24 protein-coding genes are annotated in these 24,444 nt (G+C 49.6%); 6 read left to right on the forward strand and 18 right to left on the reverse strand.

Annotated elements, in window-relative coordinates; translation table 11 throughout:
• Positions 1-156: 156 nt before the first annotated feature.
• Together fadJ and fadI are read right to left on the reverse strand one after the other, a co-directional pair.
• Positions 157-2,292 carry a fatty acid oxidation complex subunit alpha FadJ gene (gene fadJ / locus NF212_RS12925; RefSeq protein WP_434356241.1) on the reverse strand — a complete coding sequence of 712 codons (2,136 nt, stop codon included), beginning with the start codon at positions 2,290-2,292 and terminating at the stop codon, positions 157-159.
• A complete protein-coding gene (fadI, locus tag NF212_RS12930; RefSeq protein ID WP_434356243.1) occupies positions 2,292-3,602 on the reverse strand; it encodes an acetyl-CoA C-acyltransferase FadI in 1,311 nt (436 codons plus the stop codon). Before fadI ends, fadJ begins: the two co-directional genes overlap by 1 nt.
• Before the next feature lie 597 nt (positions 3,603-4,199).
• Between fadI and NF212_RS12935 the strand changes: the two genes are divergently transcribed.
• From NF212_RS12935 to NF212_RS12950, 4 genes are all read left to right on the forward strand, one after another.
• Positions 4,200-4,772, forward strand: a complete 573-nt coding sequence (locus NF212_RS12935; protein ID WP_434356245.1) for a sigma-70 family RNA polymerase sigma factor — start codon at positions 4,200-4,202, stop codon at positions 4,770-4,772.
• A complete protein-coding gene (locus tag NF212_RS12940; protein WP_434356247.1) occupies positions 4,759-5,490 on the forward strand; it encodes a DUF3379 family protein in 732 nt (243 codons plus the stop codon). Before NF212_RS12935 ends, NF212_RS12940 begins: the two co-directional genes overlap by 14 nt.
• A 202-nt stretch (positions 5,491-5,692) precedes the next feature.
• A complete protein-coding gene (locus NF212_RS12945) occupies positions 5,693-6,949 on the forward strand; it encodes a porin (protein WP_434356249.1) in 1,257 nt (418 codons plus the stop codon).
• A gap of 353 nt (positions 6,950-7,302) precedes the next feature.
• A complete protein-coding gene (locus NF212_RS12950) occupies positions 7,303-8,595 on the forward strand; it encodes an outer membrane protein transport protein (protein WP_434356251.1) in 1,293 nt (430 codons plus the stop codon).
• 126 nt (positions 8,596-8,721) lie between these two features.
• Here NF212_RS12950 and NF212_RS12955 read toward each other — a convergent pair whose 3' ends face one another.
• The 10 genes from NF212_RS12955 to ccmA form a co-directional block, all read right to left on the reverse strand.
• Positions 8,722-9,480 carry an MlaA family lipoprotein gene (locus tag NF212_RS12955; RefSeq protein ID WP_434360883.1) on the reverse strand — a complete coding sequence of 253 codons (759 nt, stop codon included), beginning with the start codon at positions 9,478-9,480 and terminating at the stop codon, positions 8,722-8,724.
• A gap of 101 nt (positions 9,481-9,581) precedes the next feature.
• Positions 9,582-10,790 carry a c-type cytochrome biogenesis protein CcmI gene (gene ccmI, locus NF212_RS12960; protein ID WP_434356253.1) on the reverse strand — a complete coding sequence of 403 codons (1,209 nt, stop codon included), beginning with the start codon at positions 10,788-10,790 and terminating at the stop codon, positions 9,582-9,584.
• Positions 10,787-11,278, reverse strand: coding sequence for a cytochrome c-type biogenesis protein (locus tag NF212_RS12965; protein ID WP_434360884.1), 492 nt, complete (start codon positions 11,276-11,278; stop codon positions 10,787-10,789). Before NF212_RS12965 ends, ccmI begins: the two co-directional genes overlap by 4 nt.
• 19 nt (positions 11,279-11,297) lie before the next feature.
• The gene (locus NF212_RS12970; protein ID WP_434356255.1) at positions 11,298-11,858 is read right to left on the reverse strand and encodes a DsbE family thiol:disulfide interchange protein; all 561 of its coding nucleotides are present in this window, start codon (positions 11,856-11,858) and stop codon (positions 11,298-11,300) included.
• The gene (locus tag NF212_RS12975) at positions 11,855-13,825 is read right to left on the reverse strand and encodes a heme lyase CcmF/NrfE family subunit (RefSeq protein ID WP_434356257.1); all 1,971 of its coding nucleotides are present in this window, start codon (positions 13,823-13,825) and stop codon (positions 11,855-11,857) included. Before NF212_RS12975 ends, NF212_RS12970 begins: the two co-directional genes overlap by 4 nt.
• Positions 13,825-14,307 (reverse strand): cytochrome c maturation protein CcmE, encoded by a 483-nt coding sequence (gene ccmE / locus NF212_RS12980; protein ID WP_434356259.1) that lies wholly within the window; start codon positions 14,305-14,307, stop codon positions 13,825-13,827. The genes NF212_RS12975 and ccmE overlap by 1 nt, the downstream gene beginning before the upstream one ends.
• Positions 14,304-14,510, reverse strand: coding sequence for a heme exporter protein CcmD (gene ccmD, locus NF212_RS12985; RefSeq protein ID WP_434356261.1), 207 nt, complete (start codon positions 14,508-14,510; stop codon positions 14,304-14,306). Before ccmD ends, ccmE begins: the two co-directional genes overlap by 4 nt.
• 9 nt (positions 14,511-14,519) lie before the next feature.
• Positions 14,520-15,251 carry a heme ABC transporter permease gene (locus NF212_RS12990; protein WP_434356263.1) on the reverse strand — a complete coding sequence of 244 codons (732 nt, stop codon included), beginning with the start codon at positions 15,249-15,251 and terminating at the stop codon, positions 14,520-14,522.
• 20 nt (positions 15,252-15,271) lie between these two features.
• Complete coding sequence (ccmB, locus tag NF212_RS12995) at positions 15,272-15,943, reverse strand: heme exporter protein CcmB (RefSeq protein WP_434356265.1); 672 nt, start codon at positions 15,941-15,943, stop codon at positions 15,272-15,274.
• Complete coding sequence (gene ccmA, locus NF212_RS13000; RefSeq protein ID WP_434356267.1) at positions 15,940-16,557, reverse strand: cytochrome c biogenesis heme-transporting ATPase CcmA; 618 nt, start codon at positions 16,555-16,557, stop codon at positions 15,940-15,942. Before ccmA ends, ccmB begins: the two co-directional genes overlap by 4 nt.
• A gap of 109 nt (positions 16,558-16,666) precedes the next feature.
• On the opposite strand from ccmA, the gene NF212_RS13005 reads away from it, so the two are divergent.
• Both NF212_RS13005 and NF212_RS13010 read left to right on the forward strand, forming a co-directional pair.
• Positions 16,667-17,503, forward strand: a complete 837-nt coding sequence (locus NF212_RS13005; RefSeq protein ID WP_434356269.1) for a hypothetical protein — start codon at positions 16,667-16,669, stop codon at positions 17,501-17,503.
• 83 nt (positions 17,504-17,586) lie between these two features.
• A complete protein-coding gene (locus NF212_RS13010) occupies positions 17,587-17,880 on the forward strand; it encodes an EscU/YscU/HrcU family type III secretion system export apparatus switch protein (RefSeq protein WP_434356271.1) in 294 nt (97 codons plus the stop codon).
• A gap of 30 nt (positions 17,881-17,910) precedes the next feature.
• Here NF212_RS13010 and NF212_RS13015 read toward each other — a convergent pair whose 3' ends face one another.
• The 6 genes from NF212_RS13015 to NF212_RS13040 are packed head-to-tail and all read right to left on the reverse strand — an operon-like array spanning position 17,911 to position 24,441.
• A complete protein-coding gene (locus NF212_RS13015) occupies positions 17,911-18,342 on the reverse strand; it encodes a DUF2802 domain-containing protein (RefSeq protein ID WP_434356273.1) in 432 nt (143 codons plus the stop codon).
• On the reverse strand, positions 18,342-18,830 hold the full coding sequence (locus NF212_RS13020; RefSeq protein WP_434356275.1) for a chemotaxis protein CheW: 489 nt from the start codon (positions 18,828-18,830) through the stop codon (positions 18,342-18,344). The genes NF212_RS13015 and NF212_RS13020 overlap by 1 nt, the downstream gene beginning before the upstream one ends.
• 32 nt (positions 18,831-18,862) lie before the next feature.
• The gene (locus tag NF212_RS13025; protein WP_434356277.1) at positions 18,863-20,266 is read right to left on the reverse strand and encodes a chemotaxis protein CheW; all 1,404 of its coding nucleotides are present in this window, start codon (positions 20,264-20,266) and stop codon (positions 18,863-18,865) included.
• Positions 20,253-21,035 carry a ParA family protein gene (locus tag NF212_RS13030; RefSeq protein ID WP_434356279.1) on the reverse strand — a complete coding sequence of 261 codons (783 nt, stop codon included), beginning with the start codon at positions 21,033-21,035 and terminating at the stop codon, positions 20,253-20,255. Before NF212_RS13030 ends, NF212_RS13025 begins: the two co-directional genes overlap by 14 nt.
• 10 nt (positions 21,036-21,045) lie before the next feature.
• On the reverse strand, positions 21,046-22,170 hold the full coding sequence (locus NF212_RS13035; protein WP_434356281.1) for a protein-glutamate methylesterase/protein-glutamine glutaminase: 1,125 nt from the start codon (positions 22,168-22,170) through the stop codon (positions 21,046-21,048).
• A gap of 18 nt (positions 22,171-22,188) precedes the next feature.
• Positions 22,189-24,441, reverse strand: coding sequence for a chemotaxis protein CheA (locus tag NF212_RS13040; RefSeq protein WP_434356283.1), 2,253 nt, complete (start codon positions 24,439-24,441; stop codon positions 22,189-22,191).
• Positions 24,442-24,444 lie beyond the last annotated feature (3 nt).

Below are 24,444 nucleotides of genomic sequence, written 5' to 3' on the forward strand. Positions count from 1 at the left end.
CTGATATATCAGACAAATAGATCTTAGTGATTGGTCATACGCAAGTAAAGGCACATTTGTGCGATTGGCAACCATTGAGATCAATAAAGCAGCCAGTTACGGACGCTTTATATCCATACAGCTTATATATCACTCACAAAGCATCTGCCTGGGAAGTCAATAAAATGTGACACCTTCCTGATTCATGCTCTTCAGTTTTTCACATGGTTCAAAACGCTCACCATACTTTGCTGCGTGCTCCTCTAACATCGCGACAACCTTGTCGACACCCAGACGGTCCATATACCGGAATGGCCCGCCAAGGAAGGGAGGGAAACCAATACCGAATATGGCACCGATATCGCCATCCCTTGCTGAGCGGATAACCCCCTCATCCAGACAGCGTGCCGCTTCATTTAGCATCAACAGTACACAGCGCATTGATATTTCAGGCCCTGTCTGGTTCACTTCCGGCTTCAGTCCCAGCAAGGTATAAACCTGCTTGTCGACTGTCTTCTTACCTTTCTTTGCCTTGTTTCCGTATAAGTAAAAGCCTTTGCCGCTCTTGCGCCCTTTGCGGTCATCAGCCAGCAACACGTCGAACACATCCGGCGCTTTGAACCGCTCGCCCAATTCAGACAACAGGATTGGGCTGATCTTGGCACCAATATCCACACCCACTTCGTCCAGCAGTGTTATCGGCCCTACCGGGAAGCCGAAATCCAACAGGGCTTCGTCCAGATACTCAACCGGCTCACCGGCAAGCAGAACCCTTGCGGCTTCGTTCATGTAAGGTGCCAGTATCCGGTTTACATAAAAGCCGGCTTTGTCCGCGACAACGATTGGCGTCTTGCCCTGCTTCCGGGCGAACGCCACTGCGGAGGCAATCGTCTGGGGGGATGTGCCTTCGTGGGGGATAACTTCCACCAGCGGCATTTTTTCGACCGGGCTGAAATAGTGAAGCCCGACGATATTTCCAGGACGGGCAGTTCCCTTTGCAATCTGGTTAATGGGCAGGGATGAAGTATTGGTGGCAAAGATCGTCTCTTCACTGGTCTCTCGCTCAATATCAGCCACCATTTGGTGCTTGAGTTCAAGATCCTCAAATACAGCTTCCACCACCATATCTACTTTATGCAAACCATCAAAACCTGTGGTCCCGCTGATCCGGTTCATTTGCTGCTGAAGTTCCGCTTTGGACACAATCCGGCGCTTACGCTTTTTCTCCAGCAGTTTGTAACTGTAACCCAACGCATTCTGGATACCTGACGGCGAAACATCTTTGATACGTACAGGAATACCGGCTTTGCACGCAGTAACGTGTGCAATCCCAGCCCCCATTAACCCGCCACCAAGTACACCTACACGGTTTATATCTCTCGGCTCTGCATCTGCACCGTTTTCCTTCTTCATTGCAGTGGTGGCAAAGAAGATGCTGCGAAGTGCCTTGGATTCAGGGGTCATCACCAGCTGGCCAAAACGCTTGGCCTCAAATGCCAGGCCTTTCTCCATCCCTTTTTCGAGACCGTATTTCACCACATCAAGAATGGCATTGGTCGCAGGATAGTTGCCCCGGGTTTTCTCATTGGTTTTCTTGCGCGCCTGGTCAAAAACCACCCCCCTCCCAAGGGAGGTTGAACCCATCGCCCAGTCCCCAAAGCCGGTTTTGCGCTTTGGCTTGGGTTTCAATGCCAGCTCTTCAGCGACTTTCAGCAGGACACTTTCAGGAACGCAGTCATCTGCAATCCCCATCTTGCGGGCCTTTTTGGCTCGAAGCTGCTTGCCGGTCAGGATCATATCCAGAGCACCGGCAACGCCGATTAGACGGGGCAAACGCTGGCAGCCGCCTGAACCCGGCAACAAACCCAACTGAACCTCAGGTAACCCAAGCCGGGTCGCATCATTGTCGGACACAACCCGGCTGTGACAGGCCAGCGCCAGCTCCAGTCCGCCGCCCAATGCCGGGCCATGGATGGCGGCTACGACGTGGAAAGGGAGTTTCTCAATCTCACCAAACATTTCCTGGCCTTTGCGGGAAATGGCTTCGGCATCTTCTTCACTTTTGCAGGCATCCAGCATTCGCACGTCAGCACCCACAACAAAGTTGTCCGGTTTACCGGAGTAAATCACCAGTCCTTTGACCGCGCTGTTGGTTTTGAGCTCGCCCAGCACATCAGCAAAATCATCGGCAAAGGAAGCCTGCAGGGAGTTCATTTTCTCGCCGGCAACATCAATTTTTACCCAGGCTATATTGTTTTCTGCAATTTCTAGGCTGAACGCCGGCTGGCGGCCTTCAATAATCTGGTTATCCATTATTCCACCTCCAGAATCATTGCTGCACCCAGGCCCCCGGCAGCGCAGGCTGTCGTGAGGCCAAGCCCGCCACCACGTCTTTTCAGTTCTCGCAGGGTTTGGGTGATCATACGTGCGCCGGTTGCGGCAAATGGGTGGCCGTAGGCGATTGAACCCCCAAGCACGTTAAATTTGTCCATGTCTATTTCGCCAATGGCTTTCCCCCTGCCTAGTTTCTCCTGAGCAAAGGAGTCAGAAGCAAACATCTTCACATTGGCCAGAGTTTGCGCAGCAAAGGCTTCATGCATATCTATAAGTGTCAGGTCGGAGAGCGTAATGCCTGCACGATCCAGCGCGATCGGTGTTGAGTAAGATGGCCCCATCAACATGTCTTTATGTACGCCAATGGCCGAAAAAGCATAGGAACGAATGAAGCCCAGGATATCGAGCCCCAGTTCCCGCGCACGTCCTTCACGCATCAACAGAACTGCGGCCGCACCATCTGTCAGCGGTGTTGCATTCGCGGCAGTGACCGATCCGTGCTTACGGTCAAACGCAGGGCGAAGCTTGGCATAGCTCTCCAGTGCAGAGTCTTCGCGGATGTTATTGTCTTTATCTATATAGGCTTTATACGGCTCTGGAAAAGCCTTCATCACTTCCCCTTCGATCAAGCCGTCTGCCCAGGCTTTTGCCGCCAGTGTATGCGACCGGTGGGCGAGCTCATCTTGTGCCTGGCGGGTAATCCCGTGGGATTTTGCCATTTGCTCGGCGGTGTCCCCCATGCTCAGGCCGGTTGAGTACTCCGCCACTGCCGGGGGTACCGGCATCAGGTCTTTCATATTGAGCTTGCTGAGCACTTTCAGGCGTTTGCTCATCGTCTTGGCTTTATTCAGCTCAAGTAAGGTCGCAGCCAGTTTTTTGGTTACACCAATCGGCAATACGGAGGATGAATCAGCCCCGCCGGCAATACCCACATCAATTGCACCAGCCATAATACTTTCTGTGATATTGGCAACGGCCTGGAAACTGGTGGCACAGGCCCTGGTCACACTGTAAGCATCCGTGTGGATATTCATACCGGTACCCAATACGATTTCACGGGCAATATTCGGGGCTTCCGGCATCTGTACCACCTGGCCAAACACCAATTGGTCGATCACTGCCGGATCCAGCTCTATTGACTGGATCATTTCATTGACCACCATTTTGCCCAGATCGACGGCAGGAACACCATTGAAGGCTGTGGCTTGACGGGCAAATGGGGTTCTCAAACCGGCAACGACGGCAATCCGCTCGCCTTGGGACGTTTTGAGATTCTGGAGAGGTCTCATAGCGACTCCTTGCTAAAATTAAGAGGTCAGACCAGAAGATTGTAGATAAGTTGTTAAGAAATTAAAACAACTGTTTTAATAACCACGGTCACAGAAATGAGACGATAGGAATGTTGTGAGGGATCGTGGAATGTTCAAATAGGAGGGAATGCATAACTTGCAGTGATTTTTGGCAAAAAGTGACAGATAAAAAAAACCACACCAAATTGGTGTGGTCAGAATATACGTGGAAAGCAATCTACGTAATCACTCAATTAACGTAAAGCCAAAATGCAAAACAGGTCTAAGACCTGAGGAGAAAGTAAAGTCAGCCTTCAAAAAGGAAGTGTCACCGGATCACAGTCACCCGATGACCCTGCCACTATACTCATTCCATCAGTCGGCTTTTTGAAGCAGATCAAATTTAGGGCGGATATACCCAAACAACCTCAAGTGTCCTGTTCACAGTGCTTAAGGGCATTTGGGATATGCAGGTGGTTCGCTGATAAACGCATATGCAACCAGTTCAGTTACTGTCCATTGTGTTCACTGCTACACTCGTCAGGGCATGTTGACCAATAAAAGATCCAAGCTACCTGCCTTTAAGAGCAAAGGAATATGCTAAAAAATTTTTTTGGAAAGAAACCTGAAGCGACTCCGGTCTCTGTAGACATGGATAAGCAAAGAAGATATGAAGCGCTGGTGAGAGCCTGGCATAAAGATCTCTACCGATACGCTTATTGGTTGTGTAAAGACCAGCACATTGCAGAAGACCTGGTTCAGGAGACCTGCCTTCGGGCCTGGCGATCTCTTGATAGCCTGGCTGATGACAATGCGGCAAAAGCCTGGCTGATCACCATATTGCGCAGGGAGAATGCACGCCGGTTTGAGCGTAAGCAGTTTGATCTGGTTGATATTGATGATCACGCTGTGGCTGATACGTCTCACCCGTCCGAAGAGGCTTCCATGGAGCAGCAGTTGCTGCACCGGCAAATTATGAAGCTTCCCGCAGAATACAGAGAGCCTTTGGTATTGCAGGTTTTGGCAGGTTTCAGCGGTGAAGAGATCGCCGATATACTCAGCCTGAACAAAAATACGGTTATGACCCGGCTCTTCCGGGCAAGAAACATGTTAAAAGACCAGTTAAGTGGAAACAGCCAGACAAGGGGGCAAACAAATGGACGATCTTGAGTTCCGCCGTCGCATTTTTGCCGATCCTCAGGACAAATCACCGGAGATCCTTGAGGCAAAACAGTCATCTTCCTCCAACCAGGCACTTGCAGAAGAGTTGGATCAATTGGATGCACTGATAGCCCAAACATTGAAGGTTGATGTGCCTGACCACCTTGCCGATCAGGTTCTTTTCCACCAAAGCCGTGAATCGGATGACGGTGATGAGCTAGCCGGACGTCGTGAAACAAAAATAGCAGTCCGTTGGCCTTTGGCTATTGCAGCCTCTGTCGCGTTTATTGTCGGAATACTGGTTGGAAAAGCGCCCTGGGAGCCATCACCAACCAACCTAAACGAAATTGCACTGGCGCATTACTACGATGAGACACCGTTTGTTGACGGTATTAACGAGCAGGCAACCCTGACCCAGGTCAATGCCAAGCTTTCACCGCTGGGTAAACAGTTCAGTGCCGTACCGGGGCATATTGATTACCTTAACCACTGCAGCTTCGGAAGCAATAACGCATTGCACATGGTGATGAGCATGCCTGACGGGAAGAAAATGACGGTGTTTGTAGTGCCTGAAAAAATCAGCCAGGAAGCGTTGTACAGTGATGGGAAAATGAGTTCGATGGCGGTTCCTGCCAAAGATGCCACGGTTATTGTTGTAGGTGAGAATTCGGAAGAAATTATGCCGGTTGCCAAACAACTGACCCACGGTTTGTCCCAAAAAATATAACTACGCTAACCGATTGAATAAGGGAGCTTTTTGCTCCCTTTTTTACTTGGTGTATTAAACTCGGTGCATTATCCACCCTTGTTCCCTCTATGGTTACATACTGGTCTAATTTCTTACCCACTCAGTTGCATCTACAATTCGCCAGCCTAACTAATTGATAAAAATAACAATTAAATATAATCACACAAGGATAATTCATTAAATGAATAAGAAGCAGATTTTTGTCCGCACCGCTCTCGCTATCGCTGTTGCGGGCAGCACAACCTCAGCATTCGCCGCCGGTTTCCAGCTTAACGGGCACTCCGCCACTGGCCTGGGCCGAGCTTTCGCCGGTGACGCTGTTATCGCTGACAATGCCTCAGTCATCTCCCGTAACCCAGCAGCCATGTCGCTGTTCGATGCACCAGCCATTACTATGGGCCTGGTGGCAATTGATACGGATGTGAAGGTGAAGGATGCTGAGTATAAAAAGACGCTCAACACCCAGATTGGTGCCATCCCAATGGGCACTGAGAAATTAAGTGATGAACAAATAGGTGGCACATCACTGGTTCCAAACATCTATTACGTGCATCCAATTAGTAGTAAGTGGGCTGTCGGTGCTGGCCTGTATTCCAACTTTGGAACCAAAACAGAGTTCTCAAGTGACTATGAAGCCAATTTATTTGGTGGTCTCACTGATGTAAAAAGCGTGAATCTTGGCCTAGCAACCTCCTATCGAATTAATGAGATTTGGTCAGTTGGCGCGGGATTAGACATCATCCAAGGGTCAGGAAATCTCCAACGACAAATTGGAACCCAAAAAGCCGTAGACATTGATGCAGACGGCATTGCGTTTGGTTGGATTGCAGGGGCAACTTTTGAAATCAACAAAGATAACCGCTTAGGTTTCTCATATCGCAAGAGCCCGGAGCTCAAAGCTGATGGCAAAATTGAAAAAGCGGGAATCCAACAATCAGGTGATCTGTTAATGCCCCTCCCTGATTTGGCAGAAATTTCCGGCTATCACAAGCTAACCAATAAATTTGCGCTGTCTTATAGCGTACAGTGGATTGAGTGGGAAGAATTTAAGGTTCTGGAAACTGAAGGGGCAAGTGAACCACTCAATACTTATGAGTGGAAAAATGCCTGGCACTTCTCTGTAGGTGGTACCTATTTCCTGAATGAAGACTGGACGCTACGTGCGGGTTATATGTACGACATGAGTGCACAGGATGAAATCACTTCTATCTCTGTCCCAGACTCAGACCGCCAGTGGTTCTCTGCCGGCTTTACCTACCACATGAGCAAACACTCCGATATCGATTTTGGTTTCACGTACTTAATGGGTGAGGACGTTAACGTCAACGAAAACAAGCTTGTTCCTTTGGATGCAACCAAATCGTTATTAAATGAAGTGACTGCCACAACCCGTGCCAATGCTTGGCTCTACGGTATCCAGTACAGCTACAAATTCTAAATTCAGCGTACACTGCTATATATCGCAAGGGAGCTTCGGCTCCCTTTTCTGATCCAGTATATTGGTGTTTTTGTAACTTCCGTCCCAATTTTCCCACCACTCAGTCTAAACCAACTTAAGTTCACCGAAGTTTCAGCGTACATCTGTAACCTTAAACTTAAAATTCTGGTACATGTGTTCACCCAAATTCATTGAACACTCGGTTATAGTACAAAATGTAACGGATAAATAACCAATAAATTAATGAATAACAGATATATGTATCGTTATAACGTGGTAGCACACCTCAAATTTGATCAATATCTTTGAGTGAATACTCTATTGTGACCAAAATTTTCAGCGAACAAGAAGCTATGCAAAATAATAAGAAACTTACGATTGCTATTGCCGTTGCTCTCGGCACCCTTTCAACGCCGGCCTTCAGCGCCGGTTTCCAACTGGCAGAATATTCTGCAACTGGCCTTGGCCGCGCATTTGCCGGTGAAGCGGCTATGGCTGACAACGCATCAGCACAGTTCCGTAACCCAGCGATGATGACCTACCTGGAAGGTACCCAGATTTCTGTGGGCGGAATTTATGTGTCACCAAATATTGATATTGAAGGTACCAACACCACACTAAATAAAGCCACTTCTGCCAAAAACATGGCAAACGGGGCTCTGGTACCAAACTTTTACCTAACGCACCAATTCAATGAAAAGTGGACCGCCGGTTTTGCGGTTGGCACCAATTTCGGTATGTCTACCAAATTGGATGACAGCTTCCTGGGTACCCAGTTTGGTAACGAAGCCTCTATTACCACAGTTGAAGTGAACCCAAATATTGCCTACAAGATCAACGATCAATTCAGTGTTGGCGGTGGTGTACGCTTTGTGATGGGAGAGGGGTCAATCGGCGCTACAAACTCGATGGATAATGCGCTGGGTTTTGTTCCGAAAGGTACTACTTTAAAGTACATGGAAGGTGATGATACCGCCTGGGGTTGGCAAGCTGGTGCAGCATGGCAACTGAACGAGAACAACCGCGTTGGTTTTAACTATCGTTCAGAGGTTGATTTAAACCTTGAAGGTCATGCAAATGGCTTTGGCTTTAATCCTCATAATCCTGCGCAAAAATTTGCCGGCAGTATGGAACTTGTACTACCAGCCAGCGCAGAATTGGCCTCTTTTCATCAGCTTAATAAGCAGTGGGCTCTTCACACCAGCATCAACTGGACTGACTGGAGCCAGTTTGAGAAACTGGAAGCCCATATCCCTGCACTTTCAAAGCCTAACCAACTGGTTAAGCAGGAAAACTGGAAGGACAGCTACCGTTTTGCTGTAGGCACAACTTACCAGCTCGACAGCAAAACCCAACTACGCACCGGTTTTGCATGGGATCGCTCTGCGGTCAGCGATGCCAACCGTACCCTGACTATTCCTGAAATGGATCGTTACTGGTTCAGCGTGGGTTACGGCTACCAATTCACTCAAAACCTGACCTTGGACGCCGGCGTTACCTATATCCTGGGTAACAAGTCAGATGTAAAAGAAGCCCGTGATAATATCCCATCGGATGAACAGGCTGAAATGTTTGGTGGAGAATTCAAAGGCACCGTTTCCGGCGATATTTGGCTGGCAGGTGTTCAGGCAAGTTACCGCTTCTAAAGTCGAAAGATCATCAGATATACAAAAGGGCTCCTCGGAGCCCTTTTTGATTACGGTACGTTTACGAAGCAGTCAGGTTAACCCTTACTAGCCTCTCATGACGACTAAACTCAGCACTTAGAACGTCTATTCCCCGTCAATTTCATCCATAAAATCGTCAAGGAAGGCATCTTCTTCCGGGTCCGGTTTTCGCTCTATACCGGCTTTGAAATCCTGATTCTGAAGGTAGGCATCACGCACCGTAATATAAGGGTCCGGTGAACGCTCAAGCAACTCTTCTTGCTGGACCATTGCTGCTCGATCTTCCATTCCCTGGAACACCCATTTCAGGATTGACTGCGGAAGCGTCAACAGAGACATAACCGGGTATAAACCATCAACCACTCCACCGGCACCCTCACGCAAGGTAGTTGGCCCATATACAGGGAACATAAAGTACGGCCCGTTTCCTACACCGTAGTGTCCGATGGCATCGCCGAACTCCGTGTCACCCTCGTTAGGAATTCCTGCACGTGAGGCAACATCAATTAATCCACCCAGACCAAAAATGGTATTCATAAAGAAGCGGCCAAAATGGTTGCTGGCTTGCTCACCTTCCAGCATTACCAGGCTGTTAACCATACTGAACGGTTCTTCCAGGTTACTGAGAAAGTTGGTGATTCCTGAGCGGACAGGGGTCGGAACATAATCTACATATGCTACGGATACCGGACGGGCGACATATGGGTCAAGGTAGTCATAGTTAACTGTCCACATTGCCCGGTTGAAGCCCTCAAATGGATCATCCGGATGTGCAGTTGCTTCTTTCTCTGCCACTGTTCTGTTGCTCGCACAACCTGATACAAACAGCACGGAGAGAAGAGAAATTATCAACGCCTTTCGCATGTTACTAGACATCTTATTCTCGGTTTTTATTTCGTTATTTCATGAAAAAACAGACCGGTATTATCGGTCTGTTTTACTCAATTAGGGTCACTGAACATCTATTATTGCTTTCGATTAATCACAATGTCCACTTTTCCACCCAGTTTTACCGGCTCGCTGACACCAATCCAGTCCCCGTCACGGGTCATAACGTTGCCATCATTATCAATCCGCGCTTTGACAATTACATCCGGCACAGAAGACATCTTGCGCTCGGCAATCATGCTGTCGGCATCGGTCAGCTCAAGCGTTACCGGAAATGATGACAACGGGAGACGCTTTGCTGCCAGCGGCATTGGTGCACCGTCTGCAGGGTGAGCAGAAACGATCAAAACACCGTCCTGAGGCAACGTTACACCTGGAGCCAGAGAAACTGACACCTGGACAGATTTATCTGCATGAACCGGGTTTAGTTTAGCTTCAGCCTGGGCGATACTGCGCTCAAGCATCTGCCGACGGGAGTCCCCTTCTGGAAGCATTGATTTCATAGCACTCCAGGCGGCAATCGATTCTTCGTACGCTCCGCGCTCAAATGCATCAAATGCCAGCAAAGACATAGCACGGAGGTTAGTGTGGTCATTGCGGATGACCTGACGCAGTAACTCCCTCGCTTTGTTCTGGTCGCTTTGGTCTGATGTAAACATCAGTGCCTGGGCATAACCGAGCTTCACATCATTGTTATTCGGATCCAGTGCATAGGCTTTACCCATGGCACCTACAGAGGTCTGCAGGTCACGGTTAGCCAGCCCGATGCGTCCCAGCAGCAACCAGCCTGTTGCATCATCAGGGGTTTGCTGCAAACGGGTGCGAAGTGCCAGGGTTAAATCAGACATCTCCTGATCGCTCATCGGCTCAGCAGATTCAGACAACAGTCGAGTTGAAAGCTCAGGCAACTGTTCGCTGATTTGATGCCACTGCTCTACTTTCCCAATATTACCTTTCATCATATATAGGCCAAGGCTCAGGCCAATGATGACGATAATACCGGGTAAAGCCATCCAAGGGCTGACACTGGAAATGGCTTTTTCATTTTTCCCAGGGACATCATCAAGCAGGGACTGTTGCAGTTCAACGGCCATCTCGCCCGTATTCTCTACCAGCCCTTCTTCTGCTTCTTCGTTGAGCTCTGCAACGCGCTCCCGGTAAAACGCCTTGTTCAGTTCATCGCGACTTGCCTGATCATCAAACTGCCTGCCAGCCAACATAGGAACCAGCAGCACCGAAATCGCGGCAATAATCAGTATTAAGGCTGCAATCCAAAATAGGGTCATCGGTTATCTGCCTTGTCGTTTTCAGAATCTTTATCATTGAGCAAAGCATCAAGGCGCTTTTGCTCTGCGTCGGAGAGAGAGCTCTGTTCAGCTGCAACGGTATTTTTTCGACGGCTGCGAATGACCAGAACAGCAAATCCGATGATCAGGAAGCCAAACGGGCCGACCCAGAGAATCGCCGTAGAGAATGTCATCGGCGGATTATAAGTAACAAAATTGCCATAACGGGCAACCATATAATCAATAATCTCTTTCTCTGATTTACCCTGCTTAAGCATCTCGTAGACTTTCATACGAAGATCCTGCGCCAGGGCAGCATTGGAGTCTGCAATATTGTTGTTCTGGCACTTAGGGCAACGCAGCTCCTTCCCTAACTGGTGGAACATCGCTTCCTGTTCTGGGGAATCGAATTCATAAATATCAATCGCAGCGTATAACGGTACTGAAATCATCAACGCTGTAACCAGAGCAAGTGACGCTTTTTTCAATAAGCGACCAAGTGAAATATTATTTCGCATCACCGGCCTCCTTCAGCATCTTCTGGTAAATTGGCTCCAGAGTATCTTTCCAGTTTCGGGCATTTACATCCCCAACGTGGCGATAACGGATAATACCGTTGCCATCAATAAAGAATGTTTCCGGCGCGCCATAGACGCCCAAATCAAGGCCTAACATACCGTTGCCATCATAGAGACTAACAAGGTACGGGTTACCCAGGTCATTCAGCCAGTCGATAGCTTTCAACCGGTCGTCCTTGTAGTTAAGGCCGATAATTTTAACGCCCTTCGCTGCCAGTTCATTTAAGTAGGTGTGCTCTGCATAACAGGTCGGACACCAGGTGGCCCATACATTCAGGAGCAAAGGCTGACCTTTGAATATATCCTGGCTGTAAAGCTTCCCATCCTGCGCCAGATCTTCGAGGCGAAATTCCGGCACAGGCTTGCCAACCAGTACAGATTCCAGTTTCGTTGGATCATCACCACCGGCATTCCGGTTCAGCTGAACAACGAACACTGCCACCAGCGCCAGAAACAGCGCCAATGGAATAAACATTAAAGGACGTTTCATGACTCAACCTCTTTCAACGCCGCTTTGGGAGACTTTTTACGGAAGCGGTAACGCTTGTCACTGATCGCGAACGCACCACCAATAGCCATGAACAGGCTGCCAGCCCAGATCCAACGCACAAATGGCTTATAGTAAATACGCACAGCCCAGGCCCCATCAGGCAATTGCTCACCCATCGCCACATAGAGGTCACGGGTGAAGCCACGATCAAGAGCAGCTTCAGTCATCATTGACCGGGCAACGTTATAGAAGCGTTTCTCTGCATGAAGGGTATTGATCTTCTTGTCACCTTTCAGGATGTCGAAATCAGCGATCCAGCCATCATAGTTAGGGCCGTCATTTTCACGCAGGCTAGCAAATTTGAAGGTGTAACCCTGCAGGACGATGCTTTCCCCTGGGGCCATTTTCACATCACGTTCGATATCGTAATTCTGCACCAAAGCGATACCGATAATGGTAACGGCCAAACCGACGTGGCCCAGAACCATCGCCCAGTGGCTGCGACCCAGTTTGGTCACGCCCTCAGCAAAACTGTGGCGGTGTGTTGCCCGGACATAAATTTCGTAGGCATGCAGGGAAATGATCCACACGGCAAGAGCAACGCCCAAAGCAGCCAAAGGCATGAAAGTGCCGGCAAATACCATCACGAGGCCGATACCCAGTACGACTGCAAGTACAGCCGACACAGCCATTGGCTTGGTGTAGTTTGCCAGGTTGTCACGCTTCCAGCGCACCAGAGGGCCAATGCCCACCAGGATAGCAAATGGCACAATCAGCCAGGTAAAGAGCATATTGAAGAAAGGTTCGCCAATAGAAACCGAGCCAAGGCCAAGTTGCTTGTGAACCAGCGGCAACAGGGTACCAATCAGTACAACCAACAGTGCCGCGACCAACAGAATATTGTTGGCAAGCAGACTGTTCTCCCGTGAAACCAATTCGAAGTTACCACGGGTACGAACTTCTGAAGCACGCAGTGCATAAAGCAGCAGGGAACCACCGATAACCACAACAAGGAAACCAAGGATAAACAGGCCACGCGCCGGGTCAGAGGCGAAGGCGTGGACTGATACCAGTACACCGGAACGAACCAGGAAGGTACCCAGCAGACTCAGTGAGAACGCAGAAATTGCCAGCAACACAGTCCAAGCTTTGAATGTACCGCGCTTTTCAGTGACTGCCAGTGAGTGCATCAGTGCTGTGCCGGCAAGCCAAGGCATGAAAGAGGCGTTTTCAACCGGATCCCAGAACCACCAGCCGCCCCAGCCGAGTTCGTAATAGGCCCACCATGAGCCCAGCGCAATACCCAGGGTAAGGAACAACCATGCAGCCGTTGTCCACGGGCGAGACCACCGCGCCCATGCAGTATCCAACCGGCCAGCCATCAGTGAACCGATAGCAAAGGCAAAGGCAACAGAGAAACCCACATAGCCCATGTAAAGCATCGGCGGGTGTACAATCAAGCCTGGATCCTGCAGGAGCGGGTTGAGGTCACGGCCGTCAATAGGGAAGTGTGGCAATGTCCGCTCAAACGGGTTTGATGTCATGATGATAAACAGCAGGAAACCTACTGCGATCATGCCCATCACTGCCAGCACGCGAGAAACAGATTCCAAGGGCATACCACGACTGAAAATCGCGACTGCCAGCGTCCAGCCTGCCTGGATCAGAACCCAAAGCAGCAGGGAACCTTCATGCGCCCCCCAGACAGCAGTAATGCGGTAGTACCATGGCAAGGCGCTGTTGGAGTTGCTTGCCACGTAGGCGACGGTGAAGTCGTTCGTGTAGAAAGCCCAGCATAATGCAATAAATGAAATCAACAGCATGACGAACATGCCCACAGTCAGTGGGCGAGCAGTTCGCATTAGTGCCTGGTTGCCGGTGCTGGCACCATAAAGAGGATAGAAACTCAAGAGCACAGCCAGTGCTAGAGAAACTATCAGGGCAAAATGTCCAAGTTCAGCGATCATTATTTGCTTCCCTGGAGTTGAGTTTCAGAGTAATCAAGAGGTTTATGGGCTTTATCCATGGCTTCAGCCACTTCAGGAGGCATATATTCTTCGTCGTGTTTCGCAAGCACTTCACTGGCTTTAACCGTATGGCTGTCGGTTAAAACACCCTGTGCCACGATACCCTGCCCCTCACGGAAAAGATCCGGCAGGATGCCGTCATAAACAACAGTGACTTTCGGACCCACATCAGCCACATCAAAACTGACTTTCAGTGACTCTGGATCACGCTTGACCGAGCCAACAACAACCATACCGCCAATTCGAAGGCGTTGGCCGACATGCGGTTTCGTGCCATCCGGTTTACCCTGTACGATTTCCGTTGGTGTATAGAACAAATCCATATTCTGGTTGAGTGCATAGAGTATCAGACCGATTGTGATACCCACGCCGGCAATCAACGCGGCGAACAACGTCAGGCGCTTTTTGCGTCTTGGATTCATAGTGTGTTCTCCAACTTCTCAGCTTCTTTAATTCGTTTTTCTCGGTCAATCCGCTTGCGTACTTCGCTCAGCAGCTTTTTTTTATTTATTATTTGGACGGCAGCTACCCACCCCATGGCAATAGCTGTAATAAAAAATGAGGTCCAGACATAGAAGGCGTAGCCACCCATGGCAAAGAAATCAGTCAGGGTATTAAAATGCATACGGCCTCCTCAGCTTACCAAATCACGAACCCAAGGGCGGTGAGACTCCCGTTTCAGAATCTCATTTCTTAAACCCATGATGCTGACAGCACCAAAGAAGAACGCAAAACCAAAGATATTGCTAAGCAGCGGCCATAACATATCTGAATCAATGGATGGTTTTGCAAACTTGGTGATTGTCGCCCCTTGGTGCAATGTGTTCCACCACTCTACAGAGAAATGGATGATTGGAAGGTTCACCACGCCGACAATGGCGAGAATACCGGCAGCCTTGGCGCCTGAACGCTGATCATCAAAAGCGTTGTAAAGCGCGATAACACCCAGGTAGAGGAAAAGGAGAATCAATTCTGAAGTCAGGCGAGCATCCCACACCCACCAGGCACCCCACATCGGCTTACCCCAGAATGCACCGGTAATCAGAGCCACAAAGGTAAAAACAGCACCGACAGGAGCCATTGCCGCAGCTGCCCAGTCTGACATACGTACTTGCCACACCAGACCGATAAAGGCGGCAATCGCCATGGACATATACGCCCCCATCGACCAAATGGCAGAAGGCACGTGTATATAGATGATTCTGAAACTGTCGCCCTGCTGATAATCAGTTGGCGCGAAAGCCAGCCCCCAAACAGTACCTACAGTCAGGAATACCGCGGCAAGTACAGCAAACCAAGGCAGCAACTTTGAGCAAAGCCGGTAAGCCACTTCAGGTTTTGCGTAAGGATGAAGCCATTTCCACATTGTCTATCTTCCAAGTACTTTTATGATTGTATGCTGACCCGCAACGCCGCTGACACCGCAAGTGGTGCCATGGTCGCAGACCCGGCAAGCATGGCGCCCAAAATAGCCAGTTGGCCGTTGTATGCCATGGAAAGCCCCGCGGCATCAATTGCCGAGGTAGCGAATATCAAAACCGGAATATACAGCGGCAGAATCAGCAGGCTAAGAAGCACCCCACCTTTCCTTAAGCCTACTGTCAGTGCCACACCGATTGCGCCCAGGAAACTCAGTGTGGGAGTACCTACTAACAGAGTCAGAGCCACCGCTTTCCAGGATTCAAAATCTAATGAAAGTAATACCGCAATCAGCGGGCTCAGGATCAACAGAGGTAAGCCAGTGAGCAACCAGTGCGCGATGACTTTTGCCAATACCAGGACCGACAGAGGTTCCGGTGCCAACATCATCTGCTCAAGAGAACCATCAGCAAAGTCATCTTTGAACAGGCGTTCCAGGGACAACAACGCGGCTAGCAATGCCGCTACCCAAACGATCCCGGGCGCTATACGCGCAAGCAGGTTGGGCTCAGGGCCAATTCCCAGTGGAAACAGCGTAATAACAATTATAAAAAACCACAGAGGGTTTAATACGTCTGCCTGGCGTCGGAACGCGATCAGTAGCTCACGACGGATTACAGTTCTTAACGCACTGATCATGCATTCCCCAATTTAATTCTTCGCAGGTTGTCACAGCCGTCAAACATATCTTGGTGAGTGGTAAAAAGGACAATGCCCCCTTCACTGACATGCTTCTGGAACAATGCTTCCAGTACTTTAACACCCTGCTTGTCTATTGCAGTTAACGGTTCATCCAAAATCCATAGTGGGGACTTACTCAACCATAGCCGGGCAAGTGCCACCCTGCGGTGCTGGCCGGCTGAAAGCTGCCCGGCTGAAACATCTTCCCGTCCTGCAAGACCGACTTTTGCCAGCGCGTGCCAGATAGCCTCGTTATCTTTCTGACCGTGCATCGCCTGGTAAAATTCCAGGTTTTCATAAGCAGTCAGTTCTCTTTTGACCCCGGGGGAATGCCCCAGAAACAACAGATCGCTGTGAAAAACATCCCTGGATTTCGCGACCGGTTCGCCACGCCAACAAATTTCACCACTGTCAGCCTGTCCCAATCCCGCAATAATGCGCAGCAAGGTTGTTTTACCCGCACCATTGCGTCCCTCAATCTGGACCAGCTCACCGGACTCAATACAAAAGTTCAAATTGCTGAACAACAGTCTTTCATCCCGCGTACAGCTTAGGTCTCTGACTTCGAGCATAAATCGGACTAATTCTTACGAAACAATTATGCGACGATGGTATCACAAGGCTCACTTAAGTCGTTAGTTAGCACGTGCTATAAACTGTAAACAGGCATAAGATTTGTGAATGAACGTGGATATTACCTCAGCACTTCTTGCTCGAATTTTGACGGCAAGCAATATGACCTCTTCTTCTACTGGAAGTTCTGTTAACACGCCGGTTTCACTGCCGCTTGCACAGTCAGACACCACTGCCCAGCAAGCTTTGCAACACCTGTTTTCCCGCTTGCCCGTGTACGCAATATTGTTACCCTTACTCAGCACTACCCAACAAGGCCGTAGCCTCGCATCACAACTGTTGCCTCCTGGTGATCCTGAGAAACTGAAGGCCTGGCTGGAAGGCCGGAAAGCTGAAAATGCACTGCTAAGCGCATTGAAACATTTTGTCGCCAAAGGTGATGCCGATGACGGCATCCCCCCTACCACTCATCAGCAGCAACATGCTCTGCTAAAGTTGCTTGCACTTCAAAAAGCGCTTGCGTCAGCACCGGAACACCACCCTGCAAGTGTGCACCCCCAGCAGGAACACCCTGGCAGAGAATTCCAGTGGAATATTCCTACAGGCCACGGTCAAAACCAACTTATTGAAGTAATAGTTAAAAACGATGAATCACAAGGCGGCAAGGCCAAGAGGAAAAAAGAGCGCTGGCACCTTTCAGTAACACTGCCAGTTTTAAATGGGGTCATTAAGGCAGAAGCCATTTACGAAAAGCGGGAACTGTCATTAACCCTGACTGCTTCAGATAGGGCGCTCAAAAAGACCCTGATTCCGATCACGGTTTACCTGGAGGAGCGGTTAGCCTTACACGGTATTTCGCTCAGCCAATGCTCAGTGACAGAAGACGTCACATTGATTGGGGATGACAGCAACTTTGCGGGTACTGGTTTGAGTATCAAGATTTAACTATTGGAAGCGGCCATGAGCAACGCTATACCCTTTTTATGTCTATCACATGGATTCCTATATACAGGCTTTGATTGATAACGATGAGTTCAGATAAACGTGCTATTGCACTCAAATATGATGGTTCTGGTGCCCCAACAGTCAGTGACAAACGTTACCGTGAGCTGGCCGAACAGTTGGTCGAGGACTTTCGGCAAAATGGTGGTTTGGTCCATGAAGATAAAGTGCTGGCGGACTGGCTGGATCGGCTTGCTGTTGGCGAAGAGATTCCGGAGCCGCTTTATTATGTTATCGCGGAACTGATTGCAATGGCGTGGTTTATGGAAGGAAAAACCCCTCCTGGGTGGGAGGGGTTTGGCATCAACAAAAAAGTATAAGGAAATGGAATGTTGATTGGCTTACGGGGTTTACCGCTGACGGGAAGCACTGCGTTTACGCAGGTTCATCAACAGTTCCGCTTCAGCTTTGGGAAGTTCGCACTCCTCCATCAGCTCCTCGAGGTCCGCCCCCAACTCAACCATGCGGCTAGCACGGCTGTACAGACGACTGTCGGGATCGGTCATTTCTACGGAGTTCAGCTTTTTGTCAAACTCGTCGATAATGCCAGCCATTTCTGCCAGCTTCTCACCCATTCCCAGACTTCCGGCACGTAATTCTGCCAGTTGTTTTGCCAGACTCTCATTTTGAACCCGGGCATTTTTCAGCACCGTTTCCATTGCATTACACTTATTTTCCAGTGACTCCCGTGCCTTCCTTTCCTTCCGGAGACCCAGAACGCATACAGCCAGTATGAGCAGTGATACCACCAACGGGGACCACTGAATAAGTAATGCAATCATTAGAGCATAGCCATCTCATTCCACTCTTCATCACTGAGGAGTTTGTTGAGGTCAACGAGAATCAACAGTTTGCCGTCGCGGTTGCTGACGCCCTGAATAAATTTGGCGCTCTCATCTGTACCCACACTTGGAGTGGTGTCAATTTCTGAGCTCTTCAGGTAAACCACTTCCGCAACACTGTCGACCAAAATACCCACGGTCTGGGTTTCTGCCTCAATCACAATGATACGGGTGTTATCACTGATCTCGCCAGGTACCAGGCCAAAGCGTGAACGGGTGTCAATAACGGTAACGACATTACCACGCAGGTTGATAATGCCAAGGACGTAATCCGGCGCGCCCGGAACCGGGGCAATTTCTGTGTAGCGCAGAACTTCACGTACCTGCATAACGTTGATGCCGTAGGTTTCGTCTTCCAACTGGAAGGTTACCCACTGCAATACATCATCCTTTACGCCTTCTTTCTGTACTTCTGCAATCTGAGACATCGGATTTCCTCTTTACCTACTTTTAACGCAACCTACGCAAGTTGCTTGGCATCAATTCCCTTATCCAACAAGGCAACCAGCGCTTCAACATGGATAAGTGCGCACATCTTTTCTTTTACCATACCGGCCAGCCAAGGGCGCTTCCCGGCAGTCTCACGCCAACGAACCTGAACACTTTCAACTGTTTCAGTTCCAATTAACGTGTCACAAGCCAAACTCCAACGACTATTCCCTAAGACTACAATATAACTATAGCTTTCACGGTGGTCGTCATCAGAAATTTTGTCGTTCATAACCCATTTTGCTGTATCGACTACATCAAATTTCATTTCCCTGTTTGACTGTAGGCCCATATACCAGTCGGGTCTGCCAATGAGATGATTTAACTCTTCCAGTTTGTGGATACCACCCAGTTCAGCCAATGGAACTGCATAGGTCACCCCCCAGGATTCAAAAAACAGAACCTGGAATCGCTCACCGTAATCAATATTGCTCCAGTCCTCAGGAGGCAGATGATCACCGGCAGCCTGCGTTTCCGGACTGGTTTCCGTAGCATCTTCAACAGTGCTTTCCGTACCCTGCTCGCTCTCAGCTTCTGCTGAAACCGTCGTCTCCTCAACGGTGTCAATCTCCGGCTCCAGAATGACTTCTTCAGTAACCGTTTCAGCTTCAGGCTCAGCAACTACAGTGACAGATTCTTCTTCAACAGCGTCCTGAGTCTTTAATTGGGCCAACAAGGCTTCAATATGGGAAAGATCTGCTTCTGACTTGTAAAGAGGAACCCTGACTGGCTCATCCACCTTGGGGGTTATCTGAAGCTGAGGTTCGGGCTCTTGCTCCAACGGGTAGGAAGAAAGTTCTTCACCGTCATCCTCAAGATCCCACCCCTGAATTTCACCGCCATCATCAACAACATGTAAATGCGAAACTGAATCGTCTGGAATCGCCATGTCAGGCCCGTTGGCAATTACAGGCTCTTCAACTTCAGCTAATTCAGCAGCGTCAGCCAGCCCAGCATCCACAATGGTCTCCTGGGACTCATCGTCACAGGCTTCCGGAGTCTCAATAATTGTCTCTTCAACATATTGAGGAAATTCACCAGATTCTGGATATTCAGGACCGGTTTCCGGAATTTCACCTAAATCACCAGTGCTGTCTTTCGAAAAATCCAGTGCGTCATTCGGCTCTGTCAATTCAATACTGAGTTCTTCGGAACTTCCCCTCTCATCTGCAATTTCATCAGATAGAAAGGGATCTGAAAGCAGGATGTCATCATCAGCTACAACGTCGATTTCCTGTTCAAGCTCCGAATGGTGGATAACCAACTCTTCTGCGAGCGCCTCGCCTTCAATAACAGTCTCTTCAGCTTCAGCCAACAAAGCGTCAAAGTAATCGTCAAGAGCCTGCTCTCTGGCAAGGGCTTTATTTGCGCTCATCTTGCTCCAACCTCTCGAGATATGTCAGCAGCGTTTTGTACGCAAATACTCCACGACAGTTTTTGGCATAAAGAGAAGGAGGCATATGCTTGAGGCTTGCATCGCGGAATTTAGTATCGATCGGTACAGCCGATGTCCACACCTGATCAGGGTAACGAACTTTTAATTCCTGCAAGGTCTGCAAAGAAGCTCGAGTCCGCTTGTCATACATTGTGGGAACGATACAAACTTTGAACGGGTTGGTGCGGGATTTCTGCATGATTTGCAGTGTCCGCATCATGCGTTCAAGGCCTTTCATCGCCAGAAACTCAGTCTGGACTGGAACCAGGATACGATCACTTGCTGCCAACGCATTGACCATCATGACACCCAGAATAGGCGGGCAGTCAATCAGCACATAGTCATAGTCATCAGATACAGATGCCAGTGCCTTTTTCAGTACCAGTCCCATCCCCCCCCGGTTTCCCATAACCCGGTCAAGGGTTGCAAGAGACATATGGGCAGGAATGATGTCGATGTTACGAAATTCTGTATTCAGAATCAGAGGCCGAACCGTATTACGGTTGACCTCTGTTAACTGGAACAGGTCGAACAAACTGGCAGGTAACTGCTCGGGATCAAAGTTGAGGTATGACGACAACGAGGAATGCGGATCCGTATCAACCAGAAGTACGCGGTTATTTCGCTCACTGAGTAAACCAGCAAGCGTTACCGTAGTGGTCGTTTTCCCGACGCCTCCCTTCTGGTTCGCAACACTCCAAACGATCAACGACAACTCCTTACGACAGTCCAAGTTCGACTAAAATTCTCTCAGCAATTCGCTCCAGTGGTAAATCCTCACTGGAAATGCCGGCTTTTGCCACGGCCTGAGGCATTCCATAAACCACGCAAGAATCTTCATCCTGAGCCCAAATCGTTGAACCGGATTCTTTCAGCATTCTTGCACCGTCACGGCCATCTGCACCCATTCCGGTCAACACCATGGACAAAACTTTGTCACCGTAGGATTTGGCCGCAGAACCGAATGTCACGTCAACACAAGGTTTATAGTTCATACGCTCACCACCGTCGATGATACGTAATTTTCCAGCACCAGGACGGCCATCAACCATCATCTGCATACCACCTGGTGCAAGATACGCACACCCTGGCTTAAGCATGTCGCCGTCTTGCGCTTCCTTAACAGATATTTTGCAAAGACCGTTAAGTCGTGATGCAAATGCAGACGTAAAGGTCGCCGGCATGTGCTGGATAAGGACGATCGGCAACGGAAAATTAGATGGCAGCTTGGTCAGGATCTTCTGCAGCGCAACCGGCCCACCCGTAGATGTGCCAATAGCAACGAGCTGGTAGCGTTTACCTGATGCCGCAAAGCGTGCGACTGGTCGCTTCGCCGGAACCGCTCCGCCAGAAAGAGGGCGGACAGGTGCCGTTGACGATGACGCAGGCTTGCTCGCTGGTGAAGGCGTCGCCGGGCGAGAGGCTGGAGCGCGTCGCATCAGGAAGCGCTTGCGCGCAATTTCGTTTACACGTTGCTGAAGCAGGCTGGTTGCCTCATCCCGGTTACGGGCTATGTCCTCGAACTTCTTAGGAAGAAAGTCAAGGGCACCGGCATCCAACGCATCGAGGGTGGCTTTAGCACCATCATGGGTCAGCGATGAAAACATCAAAATAGGTGTAGGACACGCTTTCATGATTTCCCGGACTGCGGTTATACCATCCATAACCGGCATTTCGATATCCATGGTAATCACGTCTGGCTTAATCTTTAGCGCTTTATCAACGGCTTCCTTGCCGTTAACAGCGGTATCAACCACTTCTAAATTGGAATCAGCGTTAATGATTTCTGTTACGCGCCGACGAAAAAAGCTGGAGTCGTCTACAACTAGCACTTTTAGCGCCATGGTATTCCTTATTTATTGTTATGCTTTTCCAGCGTATCTCTGCAATAACCCCGGTACGTCAAGAATCAAAGCGATGTGGCCATCACTGGTAATTGTTGCACCTGCCATACCGGCAGTACCTTGCAACATTGCATCCAGTGGCTTGATTACGACCTCTTCCTGGCCAAACAGTGTATCGACAACAAAGCCGATCACCTGGTTACCCACCTGAATCACCACAACATGACCATAGTTTTCATCCTTGCGGCGTGACATATCTGTCACCAACCAATCCTGCAGATAGAACAGGGGAATGGCTTTCTCTCGGACAAAAATCGTCCGTTGGCCGTCAACTGTGTTGGTCTTGGTCAAATCCAGGTTGAAGATTTCGCTGACATTTGAAAGCGGGAAGGCAAATGGTTGTTCACCTACACCGACCATCAGGGTTGGCAGAATCGCCAGAGTCAGAGGAACCTTGATTTCAATGATGGTGCCTTTACCCATATGGGAATCAATGGAGATAGCACCATTGAGCTGGTTGATAGCCGTTTTAACAACGTCCATCCCTACCCCACGGCCAGAGATATCAGAGATCTCTTTTTTGGTGGAGAAACCAGCTTCAAAAATCAGGTTATAACATTCTTTATCGGTCAAACGGGCAGCTGCATCGGTATCCATCATGCCACGCTCTACGGCAATACCTCGCAGCTTGTCTGGGTCCATACCGCCCCCATCGTCTTCGATGGTCAGCAGAATATGGTCACCTTCCTGTGAAGCGCCTAGCGTTATAGTACCTACACGTGGTTTGCCGGCTTTGTCACGGACATCCGGCATTTCAATACCGTGGTCAACCGAGTTACGCACCAAGTGGACCATTGGGTCTGCCAGAGCTTCAACCAGGTTTTTATCCAAGTCGGTCTCTTCACCGCGCATCTCAAGAACGATTTCCTTCTTGAGGTTACGGGCAAGGTCACGAACAACGCGAGGGAAGCGTCCAAATACCTTCTTGATTGGCTGCATGCGGGTTTTCATCACCGCGCCTTGCAAGTCTGCCGTAACCACATCCAGGTTAGACACTGCTTTGGAGATACTTTCATCATTGCTGTTCAGTCCCAGGCTAACCAAGCGGTTACGCACAAGAACCAATTCACCCACCATGTTCATGATGGTATCCAGCGTGGAGGTATCAACACGGACAGTACTTTCACCCTGAGGCGGTTTTTTGTCTTTTGCTGCTACTGCACCACCAGTTTTGGCTGGTGGAGCCGGAGGCTTCCCACCACCTGCCGCAACAGGCTTTGGCGGCTCTGCTTTTGGAGCAGTTTTCGGTGCTGCCGGTGTTGCCGCAGGGGCTGGTTTTGTATCCGCTCCTCCGTTTTCAGCCACCATGGCTGCTACCGGTTTTGTTGCCGCTTCGAGTTCTTCAATTGTCGGCCCTTTTCCTGATCCGTGAAGCTCATCAAGCAGCTTCTCGAATTCATCATCAGTCATCAGGCCTTCATCCATGGCCGGGGCTGAAGGTGCCGGTTTAGGTGCAGGAGCAGGTGTACTTGCAGCAGCTTTACCTGGAGCACCACCTACGCCGTGCAGTTCATCCAGCAAGCGTTCAAATTCGTCATCGGTAATATCACCGCTGTCAGCCTGAACGTCTGCAACCACTTCCGGTTTTGATGCAGGAATATCTTTTGAAGGACTGCCGCCGGATCCATGGAGTTGATCCAGAAGTGCTTCAAATTCATCATCAGTGATTTCATCCACTGATCCACCGGATATAGCTTCACCATTGGCTACAGGCTCTGCGGGCGCTTCAACAACCGGCTCGGGTTCTGGCTCTGGTTCCGGCTCTGCTGGCGCTTCTTCAACAATAGGCGCACTTTCTGCCGCGGCTTTTTCTTCCGCTGATTCCGGTTTGGCGTAGAAATGGAGTGCTTCGATCAACGCCGGATCGGCTGCAGTCAGTGGTTCGCTGCTTTGCACGCTCTGGAACATGTCATTGACAGCATCCAGAGCCTGCAAAATCACGTCCATAACCTCAGCCGTAAGTGTGCGGCCACCATTGCGGAGAGTATCAAAAACGTTTTCTGCACCGTGACAGGCATCAACCAGTTCACTCAAACCGAGGAAGCCGGCACCACCTTTTACTGTATGGAACCCACGAAAAATCGCATTAAGCAATGCGGAGTCTTCAGGACGCTGTTCAAGCTCTACGAGCTGTTCCGACAGTTCCTCAAGAATTTCTCCTGCTTCGATAAGAAAGTCCTGGAGGATTTCTTCATCCATTTCAAAGCTCATACT

Source organism: Parasalinivibrio latis, from assembly GCF_036825535.1.
Classification (GTDB): Bacteria; Pseudomonadota; Gammaproteobacteria; order Enterobacterales; family Vibrionaceae; genus Parasalinivibrio; species Parasalinivibrio latis.

Excerpts from the sequence above, each read along its gene's own strand:
- fadJ (WP_434356241.1), bottom strand. The coding sequence starts at position 2,292 with ATGGATAACCAGATTATTGAAGGCCGCCAGCCGGCGTTCAGCCTAGAA.
- fadI (WP_434356243.1), bottom strand. The coding sequence starts at position 3,602 with ATGAGACCTCTCCAGAATCTCAAAACGTCCCAAGGCGAGCGGATTGCC.
- NF212_RS12935 (WP_434356245.1), top strand. The coding sequence starts at position 4,200 with ATGCTAAAAAATTTTTTTGGAAAGAAACCTGAAGCGACTCCGGTCTCT.
- NF212_RS12940 (WP_434356247.1), top strand. The coding sequence starts at position 4,759 with ATGGACGATCTTGAGTTCCGCCGTCGCATTTTTGCCGATCCTCAGGAC.
- NF212_RS12945 (WP_434356249.1), top strand. The coding sequence starts at position 5,693 with ATGAATAAGAAGCAGATTTTTGTCCGCACCGCTCTCGCTATCGCTGTT.
- NF212_RS12950 (WP_434356251.1), top strand. The coding sequence starts at position 7,303 with ATGCAAAATAATAAGAAACTTACGATTGCTATTGCCGTTGCTCTCGGC.
- NF212_RS12955 (WP_434360883.1), bottom strand. The coding sequence starts at position 9,480 with ATGCGAAAGGCGTTGATAATTTCTCTTCTCTCCGTGCTGTTTGTATCA.
- ccmI (WP_434356253.1), bottom strand. The coding sequence starts at position 10,790 with ATGACCCTATTTTGGATTGCAGCCTTAATACTGATTATTGCCGCGATT.
- NF212_RS12970 (WP_434356255.1), bottom strand. The coding sequence starts at position 11,858 with ATGAAACGTCCTTTAATGTTTATTCCATTGGCGCTGTTTCTGGCGCTG.
- NF212_RS12975 (WP_434356257.1), bottom strand. The coding sequence starts at position 13,825 with ATGATCGCTGAACTTGGACATTTTGCCCTGATAGTTTCTCTAGCACTG.
- ccmE (WP_434356259.1), bottom strand. The coding sequence starts at position 14,307 with ATGAATCCAAGACGCAAAAAGCGCCTGACGTTGTTCGCCGCGTTGATT.
- ccmD (WP_434356261.1), bottom strand. The coding sequence starts at position 14,510 with ATGCATTTTAATACCCTGACTGATTTCTTTGCCATGGGTGGCTACGCC.
- NF212_RS12990 (WP_434356263.1), bottom strand. The coding sequence starts at position 15,251 with ATGTGGAAATGGCTTCATCCTTACGCAAAACCTGAAGTGGCTTACCGG.
- ccmB (WP_434356265.1), bottom strand. The coding sequence starts at position 15,943 with ATGATCAGTGCGTTAAGAACTGTAATCCGTCGTGAGCTACTGATCGCG.
- ccmA (WP_434356267.1), bottom strand. The coding sequence starts at position 16,557 with ATGCTCGAAGTCAGAGACCTAAGCTGTACGCGGGATGAAAGACTGTTG.
- NF212_RS13005 (WP_434356269.1), top strand. The coding sequence starts at position 16,667 with ATGAACGTGGATATTACCTCAGCACTTCTTGCTCGAATTTTGACGGCA.
- NF212_RS13010 (WP_434356271.1), top strand. The coding sequence starts at position 17,587 with ATGAGTTCAGATAAACGTGCTATTGCACTCAAATATGATGGTTCTGGT.
- NF212_RS13015 (WP_434356273.1), bottom strand. The coding sequence starts at position 18,342 with ATGATTGCATTACTTATTCAGTGGTCCCCGTTGGTGGTATCACTGCTC.
- NF212_RS13020 (WP_434356275.1), bottom strand. The coding sequence starts at position 18,830 with ATGTCTCAGATTGCAGAAGTACAGAAAGAAGGCGTAAAGGATGATGTA.
- NF212_RS13025 (WP_434356277.1), bottom strand. The coding sequence starts at position 20,266 with ATGAGCGCAAATAAAGCCCTTGCCAGAGAGCAGGCTCTTGACGATTAC.
- NF212_RS13035 (WP_434356281.1), bottom strand. The coding sequence starts at position 22,170 with ATGGCGCTAAAAGTGCTAGTTGTAGACGACTCCAGCTTTTTTCGTCGG.
- NF212_RS13040 (WP_434356283.1), bottom strand. The coding sequence starts at position 24,441 with ATGAGCTTTGAAATGGATGAAGAAATCCTCCAGGACTTTCTTATCGAA.